Genomic DNA, 23,745 nt, shown 5'->3' on the forward strand with positions numbered 1-23,745 from the left:
TCGGCGAAAGCAGCGTGATGCGTGCATGCCGCGCCCATGCCCGGCTTGCTATAGTGCGCGCGCCCTCAATCCATCACGGATTCGTTCCACATGCCCAATTTCCGTCCGCTTGCCATCGCCCTGGGCATCAGCCTGGCGACCCTGGTCCCGACCCACGATGCGTTCGCCGCCGCCAAGAAGAAGGCCGCGCGCGCCCCGGCCGTCAGCGCCCAGTGCAGCGACTTCTACGACGCCACCAATGCAGGCTGGCTGAAGGCCAACCCGGTGCCGCAGACCGGTGCCACCACCGCGCTCGGCCAGCTGGTCGACCGCAGCCGCCAGCAGCAGCGTGAACTGCTCGACGCCGCAATGAAGTCGCCGCAGGGCAACGTGCAGAAGCTGCTGGGCGACTTCTGGGCCAGCGGCCTGGACGAAGCCGCCGTGGAAGCGGACGGTTCCAACCCGATCGCGCCGCTGCTGACCCGCATCAACGCCATCAAGAAGGCCAAGGATGTGCCGGCCTCGATCGCCGCGCTGCACCAGATCGGCATCCCGGTCGCCTTCAACTTCGGCCCGGACGTCGACCTGAAGGCACTGGACCGCCACATCGGTTACTTCATGCAGGGCGGCATGGGCCTGCCGGATCCGGCGTTCTATACCCGCACCGACGCCGACACCGTGGCGCTGATGGGCCGCTACCGCAACTACGTCAAGCAGATCCTGGCGCTGACCGGCACCCCGGCGGCCAAGCTGGATGCAGAATCGCAGTCGGTCATCGCGCTGGAGACCGAGCTGGCGCGCAATGCGCAGTCGCTGGCCGGCATCAACAACCCGTTCAACAACTACGCGCCGATCTCCACCAAGGAGCTCAACAGCCGTTACCGCAACCTGCAGCTGGACGCGTTCCTGAAGGCACAGGGCGTGGACGACGACCTGGTCTCGCTGGCCGACCCGGGCCTGTTCAAGCAGCTCGATGGCATGGTCACCAAGCTCAAGCCGGACCAGTGGAAGGCCTACCTGCGCTGGCGCGTGGGCGACTCGATGGCGCCGTACCTGTCCAAGGCCTACCGCGACGCAGAGTTTGAGTTCCGTGGCGGCGTGCTGCGTGGCGAAACCCTGCCGCCGCAGCGCTGGGAAGACGTGCTGGACGCGATCAACGTGGCCGCCGGCCCGATGGTCGGCCGCGAGTATGCGGCCCGTTACCTGTCGGCCGAAGACCGTCGCCAGGCGGCGTGGATCGTCGACAAGCTGCGCGAAGTGCAGATCGAGGCGGTCAAGAACAACAGCTGGATGAGCGCCGAAGCCAAGACCGAAGCGCAGGCCAAGCTGGCCGCGCTGAAGATCGAGATCGGCACCCCGCTGCGCGACCTCGACTACAGCGTGCAGCCGATGGGCCGCGGCTCGTTCGGCGGCAACATGCTGATCGCTTCGACCTGGCGCCACCGCGAGGAAATGAAGCGCATCGGCAAGGGCAACGCCGACCGCCGTTGGGATGTGCTGCCGCAGCAGCCGTCGCTGGCCTACGACCTGGCACAGAACCGCCTGATCGTCACCGCCGCGATCCTGCAGGGCCCGGTGTTCAACGCCAAGGCCGACGCCGCCGACAAGTTCGGCAGCTTCGGTGGTCTGGTCGGCCATGAGCTGACCCGTGCGATCGACGCCAAGGGCGCGCTGGTCGACGCCAAGGGCGAACTGCGCAGCTGGTGGACCCCGGCCGACAAGACCGCCTGGACCCTGCTCGGCAACCGCGTGGCCGCGCAGTACAGCGCCTACGACTTCCCGGGCGTGAAGGGTGCCAAGGTCAACGGCACGCTCACCCAGGAAGAGAACCTGGCCGACATCGCCGGCCTGGAGCTGGCCTGGGCGGCCTATACCGCGCAGGAGCCGAAGGCCAAGCAGGCGCAGCAGCAGGGCTTCTTCCGCGCCTGGTCGACCCTGTGGGCACAGCAGCTGTCGCCGAACGAAGCGGTGCGCCGCCTGACCGCCGACATCCGCGCGCCGGGCCTGTGGCGCAGCAATGGCACGCTGGCCAATCTGCCGGCCTTCGGTGCCACCTTCAGCTGCAAGGCCGGCCAGCCGATGCAGCGCAGCGAAGCCGACCAGATCAAGGTCTGGCGCTGAGCCAACCGCCGTACCCGTAATACAGAGGGCGCCTTCGGGCGCCCTTTTTTTGCGGGTGCAGCACGATCCCGGGTTAACACCGCGCATGCTATCGCTGCGCCTTCGTCCATCGCGGAGCCCCGACATGGCACACAAGAACACGATCTGTGTCTGGTACGACAACGGCGCGCTCGAGGCCGCCACCTTCTACGCCAGCATCCTGCCCGACAGTGCGGTGACCGCCGTGCATCACGCCCCCGGTGACTTTCCGGACGGCAGGGAAGGCAACGTGCTGACAGTCGAGTTCACGGTCTGCGGCATTCCCTGCGTCGGCCTCAACGGCGGCACCGCGTTCAAGCACAGCGAAGCGTTCTCCTTCCAGATCCAGACCGAGGACCAGGCCGAAACCGACCGCCTGTGGAATGCGATCGTCGGCAACGGTGGCCAGGAGAGCCAATGCGGCTGGTGCAAGGATCGCTGGGGCATCTCCTGGCAGATCAGCCCACGCATGCTGATCGAAGCGGTGACCAGCAAGGACAAGGCATTGGCCAAGCGCGCCTTCAACGCGATGATGCCGATGAAGAAGATCGACATCGCCACCATCGAAGCGGCAATCAAAAAAGGGGACGGAGGGGATTAAGTCGTTTCTCCCCATCCCTGTGCGCAGATGCAGATTGCGACTTAATCCCCTCCGTCCCCTTTTTGCGAGGTGCTGATGACCTGGGATGCGATCGTCGTTGGTGGTGGCCACAACGGCCTGGTCTGCGCGGCCTATCTGGCGCGCGCTGGAAAGAAGGTGCTGGTGCTGGAACGTCGTGGCGTTCTCGGCGGTGCCGCAGTCACCGAGGAGTTCCATCCCGGCTTCCGCAACTCGGTGGCGTCGTACACGGTGTCATTGCTGCAGCCAAAGGTGATCGACGACCTGCAGCTGCATGCGCATGGGCTGCGCATCGTCAATCGTCCGGCCAACAACTTCCTGCCGCTGGAGGATGGTCGTTACCTGCTGTCGGCCCCGGGCCGCACCCAGGCCGAGGTCGCGAAGTTCTCCGAGCGGGATGCGCAGCGGCTACCCGAATACGAAGCGCGCCTGGAGATCTTCGCCGACGTGCTGCGCGCGTGGGCTCTGCGCGCGCCACCGGATGTCGGCGTTGCCGGTGGTTGGCGCGCGCTGCCTGCGCTGTGGCAGATGGGCCGTCTCGGTCGTGAACTGGCGACGCTGGATGCCTCGCTTCGGCAAGAACTGCTGGACCTGTTCACGCTGTCGGCCGCCGAGTACCTGGACCGCTGGTTCGAGAACGAGCCGATCAAGGCGCTGTTCGGCTTCGATGGCATCGTCGGCAACTACGCAAGCCCGTATACACCGGGCAGTGCCTACGTACTGCTGCACCACGTATTCGGCCAGTGCAATGGCGTGAAAGGTGCATGGGGCCACGCGATCGGCGGCATGGGCGCAATCAGCCAGGCGATTGCGGCCTCGGCACGCGAGGCCGGTGCGGAACTGCGCGTGGAGGCCGGGGTGCAGCGCGTGCGGATTGAACAGGGCCGCGCGGTGGGTGTGGAACTGGCCAACGGCGAGATCCTGCGCGCACGCGCGGTGGTCGCCAACGTCAATCCGAAGCTGCTGTACGAACAATTGCTGGAACCGGCACAGGTACCCAACGCAACGCGCGAACGCATGGCGAACTGGCGCTGCGGTTCGGGCACGTTCCGGATGAACGTGGCGCTGTCGCGGCTGCCGGATTTCAGCGCCCTGCCCGGCCCCGGCGATCACCTCAGCGCCGGCATCATCATGGCACCCAGCCTGGACTACATGGACCGCGCCTGGCTGGACGCGCGCCGCGACGGCTGGTCGCGCGAACCGATCGTGGAGATGCTGATCCCCAGCACGCTGGACGATTCGCTGGCGCCGCCCGGGCAGCATGTGGCCAGCCTGTTCTGCCAACACGTGGCGCCGGTGTTGCCTGAAGGCCGCCATTGGGATGATCACCGGGAGACCGTGGCCGACCTGATGATCGCCACCGTCGAACGGCATGCGCCCGGCTTCACCGCCAGCGTGCTCGGTCGGCAGGTGCTGTCGCCGCTGGATCTGGAACGCACCTTCGGCCTGGTCGGCGGCGACATCTTCCACGGCGCACTGAGTGCCAACCAGTTGTTCTCGGCGCGGCCGATGGTCGGCCAGGCCGGCTATCGCGGCGCCCTGCCCGGGCTGTACCTGTGCGGTTCGGGCACCCATCCGGGCGGCGGCGTCACCGGCGCACCGGGGCACAATGCCGCGCAGGTGGTGTTGCAGGATGGGTAGGTGCCAACCTTGGTTGGCACAGAGCGGCAGAGCGAACGCCAACCAAGGTTGGCACCTACCGCGTCAAATGATCCTTCGGATCATTTGACGCTGCGCAGATGGTTCGGGCGCTTCGGTGGGCCGGGCGGGCGGCGCTTGTTGAACGGCGACTGCCCCCGCCAGTAGCGGATCAGCAACCAGCCGAACAGCATGCCGCCCAGGTGCGCGAAGTGGGCCACGCCCGGCTGCCAGCCGGTCATGCCCAGCACCAGCTCACCCACGCCGAACAGGATCACAAAGGTCCGTGCCTTCATCGGGATCGGCGGGAACAGCAGCATCACCCGCTGGTTGGGGAACAGCATGCCGTAGGCCAGCAGCAGGCCGAACACGCCGCCGGAAGCGCCCAGCACCGTGGCCGGGTTTTCCAGCAGCGTCCCCACCAGCAGCTGGCAGACACCGGCACCGGCCACGCACACCAGGTAGTACAGCAGGAAGCGCTTCTCGCCCCAGGTCTGCTCCAGCGGCGCGCCAAACATGAAGACCGCCAGCATGTTGAAGAACAGATGGCCGAAGCTGCCATGCAGGAAGCCGTAGGTCAGCAGCTGCCAGGGCTGGAAGTTGCCGCCCGGCGAGAATGCGTCGAAGCCCTGCTGCAACGGTTGCAGCATGAAGGGCTCGAAGGTCTGCATGCCGAGCAGGAACGGCTGCTGCAGCAGGAACAGGATCGCGTTGGCGATCAGCAGGGCCTTGGTGACGGTTGGCAGTCGCGGGAACATGGGAGCACCGGCATGGAACGGCCTCCATCATAGCCGCAGCATCGTGTCTTGTTGGCGACCCGCAGGTCCGGCCTGTTCAGTCGCCAGCGATGCTCAGCCCGGGCCCCACACGGCCGCGTCCAGCGCCGCCGCCGGATCGGTCGCCGGCATCCGCACCCGGCCGTTCTCCACCACCACGCCCTCGGCGCGCAACCGCTGTGACTGCTCGCGCCAGCCGGCCGACCCTTCTTCCATGGCAATGCGCCCATCCGAGCGCAGCACGCGGTGCCAGGGCAGGTCCGGGTCGTCGTTCTGGCCAAGGATGCGCGCGGTCAGGCGTGCACGCCCGGGCAGGCCTGCACGCATCGCCACCTGGCCGTAGCCCATCACCTGCCCCGCCGGGATCGCGCGGATCACCGCCAGGATGCGCGCACGCGCCTGCTCCGGCGTCAGCGCCGCAGGCGGGTCACCAGCAGAACGCCGATCAGCACCAGCACGGTGCCGGCGATCTGCGCCGGCCCCATCGGTTCGTCGAGCAGCCATAGGCTCATCACGATCGTGGAAACAGGGCCCAGCATACCGACCTGCGCGGCCAGCGACGAACCCACGCGCTGCACCGCCAGCATGATCGCCAGCACCGGCAGCACCGTGCACACGGTGGCATTGACCAGCGACAGCCACTGCACCGGTGCCGGTGCCTGCCACAGCAGTGGCAGCGGATGGGTCACCGCGAAATGCAGCAGCACCAGCACGCTGGCCACGCAGCTGGCATAGGCGGTCAGCCGCACCGCCCCGATGCGCGCGACCACCTGCCCACTGCCGAACAGGTACAGCGCATAGCTGAGCGCGCTGCCCAGCACCAGCAGGCTGCCGACGATGATCTGCCCACCCTCGCGCTGCAGGTCATGGCCGAAGGCCAGCAGCACGCCCAGGTAGCTCAGCACCAGCGCGCCGATCTGCCAGCGGCCCGGTCGCTGGCGCGCCAGCAGCACGTTGATCAGCAGCACCAGGGTCGGGTTCAAGTACAGGATCAGCCGTTCCAGGGTCACGCTGATGTACTGCAGCCCCTGGAAGTCGAGCAGGCTGGACAGGTAGTAGCCGGTGAAGCCCAGCCACAGCACGCGGGTACGGTCAGCCCAGGACAGCGGCTCGGCCCGGCGCGCGGCCCACACGGCCATCAACGCGAACAGGGGCAGCGCCATCAGCATGCGTAGCGCGAGCAGCGTGGTGGCATCCACGCCATGGCGCAGCCCGAGCTTGACGATGATCGCCTTGCCGGAAGCAGCGATGGCGCCGATCGCGGCCAGGCCGATACCCCCCAGCGCGATGCGAGGGGAGGCGGTAGCGATACGGGAAGCGGTGTTGGACATCAGGACGACGGCGGGCCGCGTGGAGCGGCTGGGAAAAGCGTGGGGGCGGCCATTGTCGCATGGGGGCGTCCGGTGCCCGCCCCGGTAGCGCTGAGCGTGCCCGAATGCCGCCTTCTGTAGAGTCGAGCCATGCTCGACTGCTTTCGCACGGCAGTCGAGCATGGCTCGACTCTACAACCGCAGGTCAGCGCATCAGCACCACTTCCTCGGCCGAGGTCGGGTGGATCGCCACGGTGTCGTCGAACTGGGCCTTGGTCGCGCCCATCTTCACCGCCACCGCGAAGCCCTGCAGGATCTCGTCGGCCGCTTCACCCAGCAGGTGGATGCCCACTACCCGTTCGTCCGGGCCGGCGCAGACCATCTTGAACAGGCTGCGCTGGGTGCCGTTGGCCAGCGCCTGCAGCATCGGACGGAAGCGGCTGTGGTACACGCTCACCTGCTCGAAACGCGCGCGCGCTTCCTCTTCGCTCATGCCCACCGCGCCGAGCGGCGGATGCGAGAACACCACGCTGGCCACATTCCCGTAATCCATCTTCGACTGCGGGCGCCCCCCGAACAGCCGATCCATCAGCCGCCGCGATGCGGCTACAGCCACCGGCGTCAATCCGACCTTGCCGGCGATGTCACCCACCGCATGCACGCTCGGCACGCTTGTGGTCTGCCATTCGTCCACCTGCACCTGCTGGTGTTCGCCGATGCCGATGCCGAGCGCTTCCAGGCCAAGGTCACGACTGTTGCCGCGGCGGCCGGTCGCGAAGAACACGGCATCGAACACGTTGTCGAGCGGGCCGTCGTTGCCGAACGCGCGCACGCGTTCGCCATCGCGCTGCAGCTCGCGCAGGCGGTAGTCGAAATAGATGCGCACGCCCTGCTGCTTCAGGTTCTCGGCCAACTGGTCGGTCAGCTCGTAGTCGAAGCGCTCCAGCAGCCGCTTGCCGCGCACCAGCAGGCTCACGCGGCTGCCGAGTGCCTGCAGCAGGCCAGCCAGTTCCACCGCGATGTAGCCACCGCCGATGATCGCCACCTCGGCCGGCGCTGCACGCAGGTCGAAGAAATCATCGGAGACCAGGCCAAGTTCGGCACCGGGAATGTCGGGGCGCAGCGGATGCGCGCCGGTGGCGATCAGGATGTGCTCGGCGCTGTAGCGCACGCCATCGCTGCAGGCCACGGTATGCGCATCAAGCAGATGACCACGTGCCGGAATGCGCACCACGCCGGTTTCGTCCAGGCGCTTGTGGTAGCTGGTATGGATGTTGCTGATGTAGGCCTGGCGATGGATCACCAGTTCCTTCCACGACAGCGCCGGGCGCGCTTGAACATCGAACCCCATCGCGCTGGCCAGGCCGATGCGCTCATGCAGGTCAGCCGCCAGCCACATCGCCTTCTTCGGCACGCAGCCAACATTGACGCAGGTCCCGCCCAGCTCACCGGGTTCCAGCATTGCCACGCGCTTGCCGTGCTGCGCGGCGCGGATCGCACCGGCCAGGCCGGCGGAGCCGCCACCAAGGACGATCAGGTCGTAATCATAGGATGCAGTGCTCATCGGAATCGCTCGGGTCGGTAAGGGGCAGGATCGATCGCTGGCGTGCGGCCGCAGACGAGATCGGCGATCAGCTGGCCGGTGCCGGCGCTCATGCTGATGCCGAGCATGCCATGCCCCGCTGCAAGCCAGACGTGAGGATGCGCGGGCGCGCGGCCGATCAGCGGCACGTCGTCCACGCTCATGGGGCGCCACCCGCACCACTGCTCCTGCAGCTGCGCACCGCGCGGCGCGCGCAGGTAGTGGTCGGCGGCCTGCTGCAGGGCCTGCAGGCGACGCGTGCGCAGCTGCGGGTCGGCGCCGGCGAACTCCATGGTGCCGCCCAGGCGCAGCGCGTCGCGCCAGGCAATCACGAACACGGAATGATCCTTCAGCACGACCGGACGCTGCGGCACCTGCTCCGGTCGTGACCAGGTCAGCGAATAGCCCTTGCCGGGCTGGATCGGCACGCGCAGGTCCAGCTGCCGTGCCCAGTCGCGCGACCACGGGCCGGTGGCCAGCACCAGCTCACGCGCCCGCACGGTCTGCTGGCCGGCCTGCACGCGTACGCCCTGCGCATCGTCACTGAATCCCTGCACGTCCACCTGTTCGTCGATCACTACGCCCTGCGCGCGCAGCACGCGCGCCAGCTCAGCGGTGTAGCGGTCCGGACGCAGCTGCGCATCGCCAGGAAAGTGGATCGCACCGGCGAGGCGATCATGGAACGCGGGATTGTCGCGCGCATAGTCGCCGCCATCGATGCAGGCCGTGACAATGCCCTGCGCGTTCAGCGCCTCGCACTCGGCCGCATGATGGTCGAAGTTGCGGGCGTCACCGAACACATAGTCCAGCCCGCGCGCAGCGAATTCGCAGTCCAGCGCATGCGTCTGCACCCAATGGGCCAGGCGCAGCCGTGAATCATTCAACAACGCGCCGCGTGCCCGTGTGGAGTGCAGCCAGTCGCGCGCATTGCAGCGCGCCCCGAACTGCAGCAACCAACGCCACAGCGTCGGATCCAGCCGCGTACGCACGTACAACGGCGCACGCGGATCGAGCATCCAGCGCAGCGCACGCAACGGCACGCCGGGGGCCGCCAGCGGTGGCGCATGGCTGGGCGTGACGGTGCCGCAGTTGCCATGCGACGTCGCACCGCCGACGCGCCCACGGTCGATCACCCGCACCTGCCGCCCCTGCGCACGCAGCGCGAGCGCGGCGGCCAGTCCAATGGCACCGGCGCCGACCACGATCACGTCCTCGTGTGCGCCCTGCATCGATCAGCCCTGCGCGGCCCCACGCCGCATCGGTGGCCATTGCCGATAGGTCATCGCACGCCATACCCACTCGATCGGGCCGAAGCGGAAATGACGCAGCCACAGGTGCGAAATCACCACCTGGGCGGCAAACAGCAGCAGCGCGAACAGCAGCTGCACGCTGCGCGGCATCATCTCGAACCTGCCCAGCCCATAGTGGTAGAAGGTCCAGGTACACAGCAGCGACTGGCCAAGATAGTGGGTCAACGCCATGCGCCCCACCGGCGCCAGCCACGCCAGCCGCGTGCGCCAGTGCACGATCCACGCCAGGTAGCCCAGGCACATCGGCAGCCCGCCAACCGTGACCAGGGCCATCGCCGCCGTCACTGGCAGGTTGTACGCGCCGGGGGCCAGGTAGGGTTTCCAGGCGACCCCCAGCAGCGTGACCAGCAGGCCCAGCGGCAGTGCGATCCAGCGCAGCGACGCGTACAGCCGCGGGAAGCGCTCCGGCGTCGCCAGCGCACCACTCCTGGCGAACCAGCTACCGATCAGGAACATGCCCAGCACTTCCGGGCCGGTGATCAGCAGCGCGCCCATCGAGGTGCCGAACTCGCTCAGGCGCTGCACGGTGGCCTGCGCCCAGCTGCCCTGCCCGTACACCTGCCGCTGCAGGTCGATGCTCTGCTGCGCCTCGGCAAGCATGCCCCGCACCTCTTCGGCCGAAGCCATCGACACCATCGCGCCCACCAGCAGCATCATCGCTACACCGCCGAGGTAGACGATCACGCCCATCCACGGCAGCCAGCTGCGCGGCGCCTCGCGGCAGGCCAGCAGCGGCAGCGAGATCAGTGCATACATCACCAGGATGTCACCGGACCAGACCAGCAGTGCATGGCACAGGCCGATCAGCAGCAGGCCGGCGCTGCGGCGCAGGTAGAACGGGGTGAAGTCGCGCCCGGCCACCTCGGCGCGTTGCGCCATCACCGCAAAGCCGGCGCCGAACAGCAGCGAGAACAGGGTGAAGAACTTCCCCTGCACGAACACGTAGACGAAGGCGTCGGCCCAGTAGTCGATGCCCCGCCAGTGCACGTCGATGCCGGTGAAGGCCAGATCCAGCGGGCCACTGAAGGCCTCGATGTTCATCAGCAGGATGCCCAGCAACGCGGCACCGCGCAGCACGTCCAGCACGGCGATGCGTTCGCCGGAAGCCACCGGCTGCAGGGAAGGAAAAGCGGCGTTCACGGGGGGTCCGTCGGACAGGTCCGCCATTATGCCGCCGGCCCGTGCACCATGGATGGCCGCGCCGTGTTCCACATACGCAACGGCCCGCCGAAGCGGGCCGTTGCTGCCATCACGATCGCACTGCGATCAGTGCTGGTGGCCGCCGTCACCGTGGACGTGGCCGTGGTCCAGCTCTTCCTTGCCGGCTTCGCGCACGTCGACGATTTCGACGTCGAAGTGCAGGTCCTTGCCGGCCATCGGATGGTTCAGGTCAACGTCGACGACGCTCATGCCGACCTTCTGCACGGTCACCGCACGCGGGCCGAAGTTGGTCTGCAGCACGACCTGCTGGCCCGGAGCCAGCTTGGTGTTGCCGAAGTGCTTCTTCGGCACGCGCTGGGACAGGCCTTCACGACGCTCGCCGTAGGCATCGGCCGCCTTGACGTCGACGTTGAAGGTCGCGCCGGCTTCCTTGTCCATCATGGCGTTTTCCAGGCCCGGGATGATGTTGCCGTGACCGATCAGGATCGCCAGCGGCTCGCCGCGGTCCTTGGACGATTCGATCGGCTCCTGGCCGACTTCGGAAACGGTGTAGTGGAAGCGGACAACGCGGTCTTTTTCGATCTTCATGCGCAACTCTGTCTGGATCTGCCGGAGGCAGGCGGGTTGGGGCGGGTTGTCGCCCGACGGGGACGCCGCCATCATGACGGCCAATCCAAGGTGGCGCATTATCCGGAGATCATGCACATCACGCCAGTTTCGTCCGGCCTGCGCCGGTTCCTCGCCCCGGCCCTGCTGCTGGCCCTGCCCCTGTTGATGACCGCCTGTGGCGGTGGCAAGGCCACCCGCCCGGCGCCGCCCCCGCCCACGGCGAACTGGCCAAAGACCGTGCCGGACAACCCCGAGGCTGCCAACTCGGTGCTGATGCGCGCCATCAGCCTGGTCGGCACGCCCTACCGCTACGGCGGCAACACCCCGGATTCGGGCTTCGACTGCAGCGGCCTGGTCGCCTATGTCTATCGCGAGATGCTGGACCTGCGGCTGCCGCGCACCTCGCGCGACCTGGCGGCGGTACAGGGCCCGAAGATCGACCCGCAGCGCCTGGCCACCGGCGACCTGGTGTTCTTCGGCAGCCGCGGCAGCGTCACCCATGTCGGCATCTATGTAGGTGAAGGGCGTTTCGTGCATGCGCCGAGCACCGGCGGCACCGTGCGCCTGGACTCGCTCAGCGGCCCCTACTGGAAGGACCACTACACCGGCGCGAAACGTGTCCTTCGCTAAAATGAACAGGCGATATGTTCAAAACTGTGACGCACATCACCCTGAAACTAACGGTTTACTAACGGAATTTTTAACTTATTGCCGCTTTTACAGGGCATGATGCCCCATCGTTTTTTTCCTGTGACCGACGCGTGACGACTGACGACCTGAAAAGCGAAGGCCAGACTTCCGTATCTTCACGTAGTGCCCGCCCGCTGTTGCTTGGCCTGGCACTGTGTCTGACCAGCCTTCCGGCCTGGTCGCAGACTGCTCCGAACCGTTCCGATGTGACCCCGGCCCCGGTGGCCGAGAGCACCGCCCGACCGGCCGCCAAGGCCGAGGCTGCCGCTCCGCAGCGCAGCCGCGTCGATGCCGCCGCCAGTGCCACGCTGGCCGCCCTGCTGCCGCACCTGGCCGCCAACGACACCATTCCGCTGATGGACCGCTCGGCCGTGGTGGCCGGTGATCTCAGCCGCCTGCTCGCCAACTACGACACCAGCAGCGCCGCCAATGGCAGCGTTGTCGGTACCGCCGCCGACAACGGCAAGGTGCAGTCGCTGCTGCGCCGCGCGATGACCCTGCTGGGCACCCCGTACCGTTGGGGTGGCAGCAACCCGGACAGCGGTTTCGACTGCAGCGGCCTGGTCGGCTATGTGTTCCGTTCGGCCCTGGGTATCGAGCTGCCGCGCGTCTCGCGCGAGATGGCCCACGATGACAACGCCGAACTGATCAACGACCGCACCGCGCTGGCTGCCGGTGACCTGGTGTTCTTCGGCCGCAAGGGCCGTGTTGACCACGTCGGCATCTATGTCGGCGACGGCCGCTTCCTGCACGCACCGAGCTCAGGCAAGGACGTCCGCGTGGACACCCTGCTCAGCGGCTACTGGGGCAACAAGTTCATGCAGGCCCGCCGGGTCGATCTCTGATCTGAGCGGTTGGCGCTACCGCGCCGCCTGACACGAGAAAAGCCGCTGCCTTGCAGCGGCTTTTTTGTTGGGCCCACAATGACGGATGGGCGCCGGTCGGCCCCGGTGGGTGCCATCCACGCATGGCGTGGATCTACTGACCTCTGGTGGGTGCCGACCGTTGGTCGGCACTGCCGCCATCCACGCATGGCGTGGATCCACCAGGTGCCCGCCTCGGCCGGTACCGCGTCGGCCATCTCCCAAACAAAAGGCCCGCCGGTCAGGGCGGGCCTTTCGTCTCCACGCAACCTCAGCCGCGTGGCGGTGTCGGGTCAGGATCGTCCACACCCACATTGCTGGACGGGTTGTCATACACCGCCTGGTCGAGCAGCCCGGTTTCCTTGGCCACGATCACCGGCACCAGCATCTGGCCGGTCACATTGGTCATCGTGCGCATCATGTCCAGGATGCGGTCGATGGCATACAGGTAGCCGATGGTCTCCAGCGGCAGGTTGGCTGCGCTCAGCACCACCGTGGCCATGATCACCGCGGTACCCGGCACGCCGGCCGTACCGAAGCTGCCCAGCACCGACGCGATCAGCACCACCACGTACTGCTCCGGGGTCAGCGGCACACCGCTGTACTGCGCGATGAACACTGCGCACAGCGCCGGATAGATCGCACCGCAGCCGTCCATCTTGATGCTGGCGCCCAGCGGCACCGCGAACGAACCGTAGTCCTTGTTCACGCCCAGGTTGTGGGTGATCGAACGCAGCGCCACCGGCATCGCGGCGAAGCTGGACGAGCTGACGAAGGCGACCTGCATGCCCGGCGCCGCGCCACGGAAGAACTTCAGCGGGTTCAGTCCGTGCGCCAGCAGCAGTGCGCTGTAGACCACCACGATGTGCAGGGCGCAGGCCACGTACAGCGCCAGCACGAAATGCCCCAGCGGCAGCAGCTTCTCGAACCCGTAGCTGCCGACCAGGCCGGCGATCAGGCCGAAGGTACCGATCGGGGTGACTTCCAGCACGAAGCGGGTCACCTGGATCATGATGTCGCTCATCTGGCCGACCAGCTTGCGCGCCTCGGTCACCTTCTCGCCCAGCTTGACGATGGCAAAGCCCACCAGGCCGGCGAAGAAGATCACCGGCAGGATCGAGCCGCGACCGGCAGCCAGCACGGTTTCACCGGCCGCATTGACCTTGGTGCCGATGCCGGACAGCGCATAGAAGACATTGGCCGGCACCACGTCCAGCAGCACCTGCACCACGCTGGGCACTTCACGCGGCACGTAGTTGCTGGCCATCGACAGCTGCAGGCCACCGGCGCCGGGCTGCAGCACGGTGCCCACGCCCAGGCCCACGCACACCGCCAACGCAGCGGTGATCACGAACCACAGGAAGGTGCGGCCACTGAGCGCAGCGACCGACTTCTGTCCGTGCAGCGACGAGATCGCGTTGATGACCGCGAAGAACACCAGCGGCACCGCAATCATCTTGATCAGGGTGACGTACAGTTCACCGAGCGGGCCGAACCACGTTTCCGCGGCCGGGCCAAGCGCCCAGCCGGCCAGCGCGCCGAGCACGAAGCCGCCGACCACGCGCTGCCAGAATGGAATCCGCAGCCAGGCAGAGACCAGCTTCATAGGCAATCCAGAGGGGAAGGAAGGGATGCTGGCACGATAGCCCAAGGCGGCCCGCAGAACGACCGCCCGGCCGGCAAATCAGTGTGTCATCGGCGTGCCTTGCAGGGGCGGGCATAATGAACGTCCCGTTACAGTTTGTGAGATCCCAGCGTCCATGCGCCGTTCCGTCTCCCTGTTGGCCGCCTGCGCCACCACCCTGCTGCTGGGCGCCTGCGCCAGCACCGCCCCCGCGTCCGCCCCGGCCGGCCTGAAGGTCGCCGTCGATCCCGTCGCCCATCCGGCCGGCGAGACCCCGCAGTGGTGGTACCGCAGCGGCGCCGCCCAGGCCGCCGCCAACGGTGCGATGTCCGGCAAGGCCAAGAACGTCATCCTGTTCCTCGGCGACGGCATGAGCCTGACCACCGTGGCGGCCTCGCGCATCTACGAAGGCCAGCAGAAGGGTGGCTCGGGCGAGGAGAACCTGCTGTCCTGGGAGCGCTTCCCGGCCACGGCGTTCAGCAAGACCTACAACACCGATTCGCAGACCCCGGATTCGGCCGGCACCATGACCGCCATCACCACCGGCGTGAAGACCCACATGGGCGCGATCGGCGTCAGCGCCGGCAGCCGCACCGACTGCGCCGACAGCCTGTCCAAGGGCCTGCTGACCTGGCTGCAGCTGGCCGACAGCGCCGGCCTGGCCACCGGCGTGGTGTCCACCGCGCGCCTGACCCATGCCACCCCGGCCGCCACCTATGCGCACTCGCCCGAACGCAACTGGGAAAACGATACCGACCTGACTGAAGCGGCCAAGGCTGCAGGCTGCAAGGACATCGCCCAGCAGCTGCTGTCGACCTCGCGCTACGGGCGCGGCCCGCTGGTCGCCCTCGGCGGCGGTCGCGGTGAATTCACCACCGTGGAAGAGCGCGATCCGGAATACGACGACAAGGTCGGCCAGCGCCTGGATGGCCGCAGCCTGGTGCAGGAATGGCAGCAGGCGCACCCGCAGGGTGCCTACGTGTGGAACAGCAAGCAGCTGGCCGCCGCCGCCAACGCGCCGGCCATCCTTGGCCTGTTCGAACCGGACCACATGCGCTACGAGTACGAGCGCCCGCAGGATCCGGGCGGTGAGCCGAGCCTGGCCGAACTGACGGCCGCAGCGATCAAGAATCTGGCCAAGCACCAGGAAGGCTACGTGCTGATGATCGAAGGCGCGCGCATCGACCACGCCAACCACAGCGGCAACGCCTACCGTGCCCTGACCGAGACCGTGGCGCTGTCCGACGCGGTGCGCGTGGCCAACGAGCTGACCTCGGCCGACGACACCCTGATCATCGTCACCGCCGACCACTCGCACACGCTGAACTTCGTCGGCTACCCGGCACGCGGCAACCCGATCCTGGGCAAGGTGAAGGACAAGGGTGGCGAAGACGGCGCCGGCAAGCTGGACTACGCGCTGGACGGCAGCGGCCAGCCGTACACCACCCTGACCTACGCCAATGGCCCGGGACATACCGGCGCCAGCAACCAGCAACCGGCCGGCGCCAAGCGCTACCCGCACAACCCGAGCAGCTTCGAGCCTGCCAACGGCCGCCCGAACCTGCGCGAGGTCGACACCGAGCATCCGGACTACATGCAGGAAGCGCTGGTGCCGATGAAGGCCGAATCGCACGGCGGTGAAGACGTCGGCATCTGGGCGCGCGGCCCGGGCAGCAAGGCGATCCGCGGCACGCTGGAACAGAACGCGATCTACCACATGATCGTGCAGGCCACCCCGGCGCTGCGCGAGCGCCTGTGCCAGGCCGGCACCTGCGATGACAAGGGCGTGCCGGTGCAGCTGCCGGCACCGACGGCCTTCGAACGCAAGGCCGAGGCCAAGTGATCGTGCAGCAGGCCCACCCTGCCCCCGCCCGCGGCCGTTTCGCACGGTCGCTGGCCCTGCTCGGCGCGCTGGCCAGTTCCAGCGCGCTGGCGCAGGCACCGGCCTGCAAGCTGCTGACCGACGAACACGGGTTGTGGCCGCTGCCCAACTGCGAGGTGGTCGATCACCGGCCGAAGATCAGCGCCGACACGCTGAAGGACCTGAACTACGACGACCACGGCCTGGCCGTGGTGTATGCCGACCAGGGCTTCCACTACGTCGACCGCAAGGGCCGCAGCCTGCCGGTGCTGACCTGGGACAACGGCCCGGAAACGCCGCAGGAAGGCCTGCTGCGCGCCCGCGTCGGCCACCGCGTCGGCTACTTCGACCTGAAGTTCCGCCAGGTGGTGCCCGGCACCTTCGATTTCGGCTGGCCGTTCCAGGATGGCGTGGCCGAGGTCTGCAACGGCTGCCGGCGCGGCACGCCGGATGCCGATGGCCACACGCCGATGGAAGGCGGAGAGCGGTTCCGGATCGACCGCTCGGGCCGTCGGGTGAAGTAGGTTTTTCGGCAGGGCTGCGCCCTGCACCTGCTACAAGCCAGAGCAACAGCAACAGCCAAAGCGGCTCTGGATTTCCGTTGGTTGGGCGGGGCGGTGTGGGTGGGCAGGACACGCCGTAAACCCGTCCATGGGGGCTCGATGACGCCATCCATGGCGCCAACGGTCCTGCCCACCCACACCGCCCCACCCCCGACAGATTTCCGGTGACGGTTGGATCATCCACGCCATGCGTGGATGAAATCTGTCAGATATCGAATTGAATCCGGGGTCAGATCCGTTTTCCTGCGGAAAACGGATCTGACCCCAAGAGCATTTCCGACAGATCGCGAATATCTGTCGAAGGCGGGGTGGGTCCGGTTGCGGGAGTGTCCGCGGCATGGATGCCGCGGCCAAGCCCCCATGGACGGGTTTACGGCGTCTCCCGCAACCGGACCCACCCCGCCAACCCTCAGGAAACCAGCTTCTGCTGTTGCTGTTGCTGTTGCTCTGGATCGTAGCAGGTGCAGGGCGCAGCCCTGCCGAGCAACCCTATACTTGCCCCGTGACTGCCTTCCCTGCCCTCGTTCCGCTGGATGCGCCGCTGCTGGTGGGCTACAGCGGCGGTGTCGACTCGACCGTGCTGCTGCACTGGCTGTGGCGCTGCGCCCAGGCTTCCGGCACTGCGTTGCGTGCGGTGCATATACACCATGGCCTGCAACCCGATGCGGACGGCTGGGTGCTGCATTGCCAGCAGCAATGCGCAGCACGGGGCATCGAACTGGCCGTGCATCGCGTGCAGGTCGACAACAGCGCGGGCCTTGGCCTTGAAGGTGCGGCACGGCAGGCGCGACGCGCCGCGTTCGCCGCCGAACTGCGCGACGGCGAAACGCTGGCGCTGGCGCAGCACCTGGACGACCAGGCCGAGACCTTCCTGCTGCGGGTCCTGCGCGGATCCGGCGTCGATGGCCTTGCCGCGATGTCCGCGCACAGCTGCCTTGGCGAACAGCCTCTATGGCGGCCGCTGCTGGCGGTGCCACGCAGTGCACTGCTCGACTACGCACGCCAGCACGCGCTGCGCTGGATCGAAGACCCCAGCAACGCCGACGATCACGCCGATCGCAACTTCCTGCGTCTGCAGGTGCTGCCGTTGCTGCGCCAGCGCTGGCCGCATGCCGCCGCGGCACTGGCGGGCAGCGCCCTGCATTGCCGGCAGACCCGCGAGCTGCTGGACGAGGAAGACGCCGAGCTGATCGCGCACCTGGAGGTGGCACCGCGCGTGCTGTCGCTGCAGCTGCTGCGCCAGGTGTCACCGGGCCGCGCGGCGCGCGTGCTCCGTGCCTGGGTGATCGGCCATGGGGCCGCGCCACTGCCGGCCACCGTGCTGCAGCAGGCACTGGACGAGCTGCTGCCGGCCGGCAACGATCGCCAGGCGCGGGTACGCTGGCACGATCATGCGATCCAGCAATGGCGCGATCATGCCTATCTCCTGCCCGCGCAGCTGCCGGCGCTTCCCCATGATTGGCAGGCCGGATGGGATGGACGCGCGCCATTGGCGCTGCCCGATGGCGGTCAGCTGCGCCTGCAGGGCGCCGTGGCCTTCGAACGCCCGCTCCAGGTGCGTGCGCGTGTGGGCGGCGAACGCATCCTGCTGCCCGGTCGCCAGCATTCGCATGCGCTGAAGGACTGCCTGCAACGCGAACACCTCGCGCCCTGGCGACGCGCCCAGCTACCGCTGGTCTTCGATGGACCACAGCTGCTCGCCGCCGCCGACGTGGTCATCGCAGCTCCCCTGCAGGCCTGGTTGCAGGCCCACGACGCGCAGCTGCAGTGGCGTCCGGGCGGCTGGTGAATTGACCCCCGCGCGCAGCCCGTCCACACTTGCCGCATGGCCAAGAAGTCCCCCGAAAACGCCTCCCCGGTCGCCCAGTTCGAGCAGTCGCTCGAATCGCTGGAGCAGCTGGTGGAGCAGATGGAAACCGGCGAGCTGAGCCTGGAAGCGTCGCTCAGTGCTTACGAACGTGGCGTCGGTCTGTACCGCCAGTGCCAGCAGGCGCTGGAGCAGGCAGAACTGCGTGTCCGCCTGCTCAGCGATCCGGCCCAGCCGGAAACGGCCGAGCCTTTCGATCCGCCCAGCCATGACGGCTGAGGTTCTGTTCGCGCGCTGGCGCGACCGTATCGAAAGCCAGCTCGACGCTGCCCTGCCCTCGCCTGCCGAAGCCCCGCAGGGCCTGCACCAGGCCATGCGCTATTCCGTGCTGGGTGGCGGCAAGCGCATGCGCCCGCTGCTGGTGTACGCCAGTGGCCACCTGTTCGGCGCACTGCCTGAAAACCTGGATGCGGCGGCGATGGCTGTCGAGCTCATCCACGCCTATTCGCTGGTGCATGACGACCTGCCGGCGATGGACGATGACGCCCTCCGACGCGGCAAGCCGACCACCCACATCGCCTTCGACGAAGCCACCGCGATCCTGGCCGGCGACGCCCTGCAGACCCGTGCCTTCGGCCTGCTGGCCGATGCGCCGCTGCCGGCCACGCTGCGCGTAGCCTGCCTGCAGACCCTGGCCCACGCGTCCGGTGCCTCCGGCATGTGTGGCGGCCAGGCGCTGGACATCGATGCCACCGGCCAGCAGCAGACCCTGGCGGCACTGACCCGCATGCATGCACTGAAGACCGGCGCGCTGATCCGTGCAGCGGTGCGCATGGGGGCGCTGTGTGGCCAGGCCCACGAACCGCAGCTGGCCCAGCTGGACGGCTTCGCCGACGCGCTCGGCCTGGCCTTCCAGGTGCGCGACGACATCCTCGATGTCGAAGCCAGTTCCGAACAGCTGGGCAAGACCGCCGGCAAGGACCAGGCGCAGGACAAGAGCACCTTCCCCGCGCTGCTCGGCATGGACGGTGCGAAGGCGCAGCTGCGCGAACTGGCGGCACGCATGCAGGCCACGTTGGCCGGCTATGGCGAAGAGGCCGATGCGCTGCGCGCACTGGCGACGCTGGCGGTGGAACGCGATCATTGAATCCACCCGCCGGACAGGGCCCGGCCCTGCCATCCAACAAAAACGCCCGGCACTGCCGGGCGTTTTCGTATCCGCATGTGGCCGGTCTTACTTGACCAGGCGCAGCGCGAACGGGTAGCGGTAGGCTTCGCCGTTGTTGGCCTTGACTGCGGCAATGATGCAGAACACCAGGTTCAGGATGCCGACGATCGGGGCCAGGATGCCGCCGATGATCACGATGGTCAGCACGATGCAGATCAGCATCGCGATGGTGATGGTGATCTGGAAGTTCAGCGCTTCCTTGGCCTGGTCGGTCACGAAAGCCTTGCTGGCGTCATCCTTGTTGATCAGCCAGATGATCAGCGGACCGATGAACCAGGTGAAGATGCCCAGCAGGTGCGCAGCCAGCGCCATGGTGCGCTGGTCGGCCGGAGCCTCGGTGGTGGCCGGCGGCGGCGGGACGTTATCGAATTCACTCACGACAAAACTCCTTTTCATTGGGTGGTCTTGACCCACCAGCACCAAGCTGGTTGCGTCAGGCGCGCATAGCTTACGCCATCAATGCCATCAATCATTACCGGCGATGGTCATCCGCCCCAGCAGGATCGAACCGGTCCGGATGTGCGAGCGCGGGTCGACGTCGCTGCCGACCGCCTCGATGCTGCTGAACATCTCGCGCAGGTTGCCGGCGATGGTGATGCCATCCACCGGGTACAGGATCTCGCCGTTCTCGACACGGAAGCCGCCCGCGCCCCGCGAGTAATCGCCGGTCACCCCGTTCACGCCCTGCCCCATCAGCTCGGTCACCAGCAGGCCATCGCCCATCTGCCGGGCGATCTCCTCCAGCGGGCCGGCATTGGCCGCCAGCTGCAGGTTGTGCACGCCGCCGGCATTGGCGGTGGTCTGCAGGCCCAGCTTGCGCGCCGAATAGCTGCCCAGCACGTAGCGCTGCAGCACGCCGTCACGGACCAGCGCCGAAGCACGGGTGGCCACGCCATCGCCGTCGAACGCGGCCGAGCGCAGGCCGCGACGCAGGTGCGGCAGTTCGTCGATCTGCATCCATTCCGGGAACAGGCGCTGGCCGACGCTGTCCAGCAGGAAGCTGGCCTGGCGGTACAAGGCGCCGCCGGACACCGCCGACAGCAGGTGGCCGACCAGGCTGCGTGCCACTTCCGGGGCGAACAGCACCGGCATGCTGCCGGTGGCCAGCGAACGCGGCTGCAGGCGGGCCACGGTGCGCTCGGCGGCGCGACGGCCGACCAGGCCCACGTCTTCCAGGTCCTCCCGGGCCAGCGCGCTGGTGTACCAGCCATCGCGCTGCATGCCATCGCCCTGCCCGGCGATCAGCGCGCAGCCGACCGAATGGTGGGTGCCGCGCTCACGGCCGAAGAAGCCGTGCGAATTGGCGTACACCGACAGGCTCTGCATGCTCGACACCGAAGCGCCATCGGAATTGCGGATCTGCGCATCGGCCTCGCGGCCGGCGACCTCGCACGCCAGGGCCAGGTCCACTGCCTCATCGGCCTGCAGCGCCCACGGGTGCCAACCGTCCAGCTCCGGGAAGTCGGTGGCCATCAGTGCGGCCTCGGCCAGGCCGGCAGCCGGGTCATCCTCGGTATGCCGGGCAATCGCGCAGGCCTGCTCGACCGTAGCGGTCAGGCTCGCCTCGTTCAGGTCACCGGTGCTGGCACTGCCCTTGCGCTGGCCGAAATAGACGGTCACGGCGATGCCGCGGTCACGCGTGGACTGCACGGTCTCGACCTCGCCGAGGCGGACATTGACCTCCAGGCCGCGGTCCTCGCTGCAGCTGACCTCGGCCTGGCTGGCGCCCAGCGCGCGGGCGCGGTCGAGCAGCTGCTGGGAGAGGTCGGCCAGCCGTTCCAGCCGGGCCGGGCTGTCGTCGCCGACGGCCACTTCAGGGGCGATCACGTTCAATGCTTTATCCTGTACGGGTTGGGCCCGGCATCACGCCGGGCGACTTTTTTTGAGATCAGGTAGGGACGATGCGCGGACGCGACGAAGAAACCGGTGAATTCCACGACAAGAGCCGCAGCCAGAACCGGCGCGACGCACTCGACGTGCTGGCCCTGGGCGAGAAGCTGGTGTCGCTGACCCCGGCCCAGCTGGCGCGCCTGCCGATTCCGGAAGACCTGCTGCCGCACATCGCCGAGTGCAAGCGCATCACCGCCCATATCGCCCACAAGCGCCAGCTGGCGTTCCTGGCCAAGCACATGCGCCGCGAGGAAGACGCCACGCTGGACGCGATCCGCGATGCGCTGGACGCCAACAGCGAAACCGGCCGCCGCGAAGTGGCGATGATGCACCGCGTGGAAGACTGGCGCGACCGCCTGCTGGCCGAGGGTGACAAGGCGCTGGCCGCCCTGCTCGACGACTACCCGCAGGCCGACCGCCAGCAGCTGCGCACCCTGCTGCGCAACGCGCAGACCGAGAAGGCGAAGAACAAGCCGCCGCGCGCCTACCGCGAGATCTTCCAGGTGCTGCGTACGCTGATGCTGCCGGCGGCGCTGGGCCTGAAGACGGCGGGCGACGAACACGCCGGCGATCCGGTCGACGAGGCCGACGAGGACTGAGTCCGCGCCGGCCAGGGCGGTGGCCGCGGCCATCGCCATGCTCAGGCTTGGGTACCGCCGACGGTGATGCCCTCGATCAACAGCGAGGGCTGGCCGACACCCACGGGCACACTCTGCCCGTCCTTGCCGCAGATGCCCACGCCCTCGTCCAGGGCCAGGTCGTTGCCGACCATGCGCACCTTCTGCATGGTTTCCGGGCCGTTGCCGATCAGCGTCGCGCCCTTCACCGGCGTGGTGATGCGGCCATCCTCGATCAGGTAGGCCTCGGTGGCCGAGAACACGTACTTGCCGCTGGTGATGTCGACCTGGCCACCACCGAAGTTGACTGCGTACAGGCCCTTCTTCACCGAGCGGATCATCTCCTGCGGGTCATGCTGGCCGGCGCGCATGTAGGTATTGGTCATGCGCGGCATGGTCAGGTGCGCGAAGGATTCGCGGCGCCCGTTGCCGGTCGGCGCCATGCCCATCAGCCGCGCATTGAGGCTGTCCTGCATGTAGCCGACCAGGATGCCGTCCTCGATCAGCGTGGTGCACTGGCTCGGGTGGCCTTCGTCGTCGATGTTCAACGAACCACGGCGTCCGTCCAGCGTGCCGTCATCGACGATGGTCACGCCCGGGGCGGCAACGCGCTCGCCGATGCGGCCCGCGTAGACGCTGGTGCCCTTGCGGTTGAAGTCGCCTTCCAGGCCATGGCCGACCGCTTCATGCAGCAGCACGCCGGGCCAGCCCGGACCAAGCACCACCGGCATCATGCCGGCCGGCGCCGGCACCGCTTCCAGGTTCACCAGCGCTTGGCGCAGCGCTTCCTGGGCGAGCGCTTCGGGGCGGCCGCTGGCAAACAGGTCTTCGTAGCCATAGCGGCCACCGCCACCGGCATAGCCGGACTCGCGACGGCCGTTGTGCTCGACGATCACCTGCACGTTCAGGCGCACCAACGGGCGCACGTCGGCCACCAGCACGCCGTCGCTGCGGGCGATCAACACCGTGTCGACGCCGCCGGACAGGCTGACCATCACCTGCTTCACGCGGGGATCGGCGGCACGCAGGTAGCCATCCAGGCGCTTGAGCACCTCGACCTTGGCCTCGTTGCCGATGCCGTCGATCGGGTCCAGCGCCGGGTACAGCGCGCGCGCATTGCCGCGCAGCAGCGATCGCCCGGACTGGGCGCCGCCCTCGCGCGAGATCGCGCGCGCCGACTGCGCCGCCGCCAGCAGCGCGTCGGCATGGATGTCATCGGAGTAGGCGAAGCCGGTCTTCTCGCCGGAGATCGCCCGCACGCCCACGCCTTGCTCGATGGAATGGGCGCCGTCCTTGACGATGCCGTCTTCCACGCTCCAGCTCTCGCGGCGGGCGTGCTGGAAATAAAGGTCGCCGAAGTCGACACCGGGGCCGAGCAGCTGGCCGAAGGTGCGCTCCAGGCCAGCGGTATCCAGGCCGCCGGGGCGCAGCAGGCGATCTTGGGCAAGCGTCAGGGCGATATCAGTCATGGTCTCGATC

General features: G+C 67.9%; 22 protein-coding genes. 11 read left to right on the forward strand and 11 right to left on the reverse strand.

All coding sequences use genetic code 11. The features are described from left to right. Nucleotides 1–90: 90 nt before the first annotated feature. The 3 genes from DFO63_RS05735 (at nt 91) to DFO63_RS05745 (ending at nt 4,378) form a co-directional block, all read left to right on the forward strand. Nucleotides 91–2,100 carry a M13 family metallopeptidase gene (locus tag DFO63_RS05735; protein WP_119006577.1) on the forward strand — a complete coding sequence of 670 codons (2,010 nt, stop codon included), beginning with the start codon at nt 91–93 and terminating at the stop codon, nt 2,098–2,100. Nucleotides 2,101–2,224: 124 nt separating this feature from the next. Next, on the forward strand, nt 2,225–2,719 hold the full coding sequence (locus DFO63_RS05740; RefSeq protein WP_119006578.1) for a VOC family protein: 495 nt from the start codon (nt 2,225–2,227) through the stop codon (nt 2,717–2,719). A 75-nt stretch (nt 2,720–2,794) separates the two neighbouring features. After that, entirely contained in the window at nt 2,795–4,378 is a 1,584-nt protein-coding gene (locus DFO63_RS05745; protein ID WP_119006990.1) for an NAD(P)/FAD-dependent oxidoreductase, read from the forward strand. Between the two features lie 80 nt (nt 4,379–4,458). On the opposite strand, the gene DFO63_RS05750 is transcribed toward DFO63_RS05745, so the two are convergent. The 7 genes from DFO63_RS05750 to DFO63_RS05780 all read right to left on the reverse strand — a co-directional run bounded on the left by DFO63_RS05750 (nt 4,459) and on the right by DFO63_RS05780 (nt 11,102). Continuing rightward, nucleotides 4,459–5,133 (reverse strand): rhomboid family intramembrane serine protease, encoded by a 675-nt coding sequence (locus DFO63_RS05750; RefSeq protein WP_032128229.1) that lies wholly within the window; start codon nt 5,131–5,133, stop codon nt 4,459–4,461. Nucleotides 5,134–5,226: 93 nt separating this feature from the next. Continuing rightward, nucleotides 5,227–5,565 carry an MGMT family protein gene (locus DFO63_RS05755; protein WP_224329410.1) on the reverse strand — a complete coding sequence of 113 codons (339 nt, stop codon included), beginning with the start codon at nt 5,563–5,565 and terminating at the stop codon, nt 5,227–5,229. Next, nucleotides 5,562–6,482 (reverse strand): DMT family transporter, encoded by a 921-nt coding sequence (locus tag DFO63_RS05760; protein WP_049445615.1) that lies wholly within the window; start codon nt 6,480–6,482, stop codon nt 5,562–5,564. The genes DFO63_RS05755 and DFO63_RS05760 overlap by 4 nt, the downstream gene beginning before the upstream one ends. A 184-nt stretch (nt 6,483–6,666) precedes the next feature. Then, nucleotides 6,667–8,025, reverse strand: coding sequence for a glutathione-disulfide reductase (gorA, locus tag DFO63_RS05765; protein WP_119006579.1), 1,359 nt, complete (start codon nt 8,023–8,025; stop codon nt 6,667–6,669). After that, nucleotides 8,022–9,272, reverse strand: coding sequence for an FAD-dependent oxidoreductase (locus tag DFO63_RS05770; protein ID WP_049445618.1), 1,251 nt, complete (start codon nt 9,270–9,272; stop codon nt 8,022–8,024). Before DFO63_RS05770 ends, gorA begins: the two co-directional genes overlap by 4 nt. Nucleotides 9,273–9,275: 3 nt before the next feature. Next, nucleotides 9,276–10,520, reverse strand: a complete 1,245-nt coding sequence (locus DFO63_RS05775; protein ID WP_119006580.1) for a DUF418 domain-containing protein — start codon at nt 10,518–10,520, stop codon at nt 9,276–9,278. A 99-nt stretch (nt 10,521–10,619) separates the two neighbouring features. Next, nucleotides 10,620–11,102: a peptidylprolyl isomerase gene (locus DFO63_RS05780; protein ID WP_014647924.1), complete on the reverse strand. Its 483-nt coding sequence runs from the start codon at nt 11,100–11,102 to the stop codon at nt 10,620–10,622. A gap of 111 nt (nt 11,103–11,213) precedes the next feature. On the opposite strand from DFO63_RS05780, the gene DFO63_RS05785 reads away from it, so the two are divergent. Next, nucleotides 11,214–11,753 carry a C40 family peptidase gene (locus DFO63_RS05785; RefSeq protein WP_049445709.1) on the forward strand — a complete coding sequence of 180 codons (540 nt, stop codon included), beginning with the start codon at nt 11,214–11,216 and terminating at the stop codon, nt 11,751–11,753. A 197-nt stretch (nt 11,754–11,950) separates the two neighbouring features. Beyond that, on the forward strand, nt 11,951–12,658 hold the full coding sequence (locus DFO63_RS05790) for a C40 family peptidase (RefSeq protein ID WP_223224737.1): 708 nt from the start codon (nt 11,951–11,953) through the stop codon (nt 12,656–12,658). 289 nt (nt 12,659–12,947) lie between these two features. On the opposite strand, the gene DFO63_RS05795 is transcribed toward DFO63_RS05790, so the two are convergent. Beyond that, a complete protein-coding gene (locus DFO63_RS05795) occupies nt 12,948–14,282 on the reverse strand; it encodes a dicarboxylate/amino acid:cation symporter (RefSeq protein ID WP_046988032.1) in 1,335 nt (444 codons plus the stop codon). A gap of 154 nt (nt 14,283–14,436) precedes the next feature. On the opposite strand from DFO63_RS05795, the gene DFO63_RS05800 reads away from it, so the two are divergent. From DFO63_RS05800 to DFO63_RS05820, 5 genes are all read left to right on the forward strand, one after another. Continuing rightward, nucleotides 14,437–16,143, forward strand: a complete 1,707-nt coding sequence (locus DFO63_RS05800; protein ID WP_014038013.1) for an alkaline phosphatase — start codon at nt 14,437–14,439, stop codon at nt 16,141–16,143. Continuing rightward, a complete protein-coding gene (locus DFO63_RS05805) occupies nt 16,140–16,685 on the forward strand; it encodes a WG repeat-containing protein (protein ID WP_119006581.1) in 546 nt (181 codons plus the stop codon). Before DFO63_RS05800 ends, DFO63_RS05805 begins: the two co-directional genes overlap by 4 nt. Nucleotides 16,686–17,226: 541 nt before the next feature. After that, nucleotides 17,227–18,513, forward strand: a complete 1,287-nt coding sequence (tilS, locus tag DFO63_RS05810) for a tRNA lysidine(34) synthetase TilS (protein ID WP_119006582.1) — start codon at nt 17,227–17,229, stop codon at nt 18,511–18,513. Between the two features lie 36 nt (nt 18,514–18,549). Then, a complete protein-coding gene (locus tag DFO63_RS05815; protein WP_006381978.1) occupies nt 18,550–18,810 on the forward strand; it encodes an exodeoxyribonuclease VII small subunit in 261 nt (86 codons plus the stop codon). Further along, nucleotides 18,800–19,678 (forward strand): farnesyl diphosphate synthase, encoded by an 879-nt coding sequence (locus DFO63_RS05820; protein WP_049447171.1) that lies wholly within the window; start codon nt 18,800–18,802, stop codon nt 19,676–19,678. The genes DFO63_RS05815 and DFO63_RS05820 overlap by 11 nt, the downstream gene beginning before the upstream one ends. A gap of 87 nt (nt 19,679–19,765) precedes the next feature. Here the strand turns inward: DFO63_RS05820 and DFO63_RS05825 are convergent, their stop codons facing one another. Continuing rightward, nucleotides 19,766–20,137, reverse strand: coding sequence for a DUF4870 domain-containing protein (locus DFO63_RS05825; protein WP_014038018.1), 372 nt, complete (start codon nt 20,135–20,137; stop codon nt 19,766–19,768). Between the two features lie 87 nt (nt 20,138–20,224). After that, a complete protein-coding gene (gene pmbA, locus DFO63_RS05830) occupies nt 20,225–21,592 on the reverse strand; it encodes a metalloprotease PmbA (protein WP_049447169.1) in 1,368 nt (455 codons plus the stop codon). Nucleotides 21,593–21,660: 68 nt separating this feature from the next. Here pmbA and yjgA point away from each other — a divergent pair, with 68 nt between their 5' ends. Further along, nucleotides 21,661–22,248, forward strand: coding sequence for a ribosome biogenesis factor YjgA (gene yjgA / locus DFO63_RS05835; protein WP_014038020.1), 588 nt, complete (start codon nt 21,661–21,663; stop codon nt 22,246–22,248). Nucleotides 22,249–22,289: 41 nt separating this feature from the next. On the opposite strand, the gene tldD is transcribed toward yjgA, so the two are convergent. Beyond that, nucleotides 22,290–23,735 carry a metalloprotease TldD gene (gene tldD / locus DFO63_RS05840; protein WP_049447167.1) on the reverse strand — a complete coding sequence of 482 codons (1,446 nt, stop codon included), beginning with the start codon at nt 23,733–23,735 and terminating at the stop codon, nt 22,290–22,292. Between the last annotated feature and the right edge of the window lie 10 nt (nt 23,736–23,745).

Origin of the sequence: Stenotrophomonas sp. AG209 (assembly GCF_003550055.1) — a bacterium.
GTDB lineage: Bacteria > Pseudomonadota > Gammaproteobacteria > Xanthomonadales > Xanthomonadaceae > Stenotrophomonas.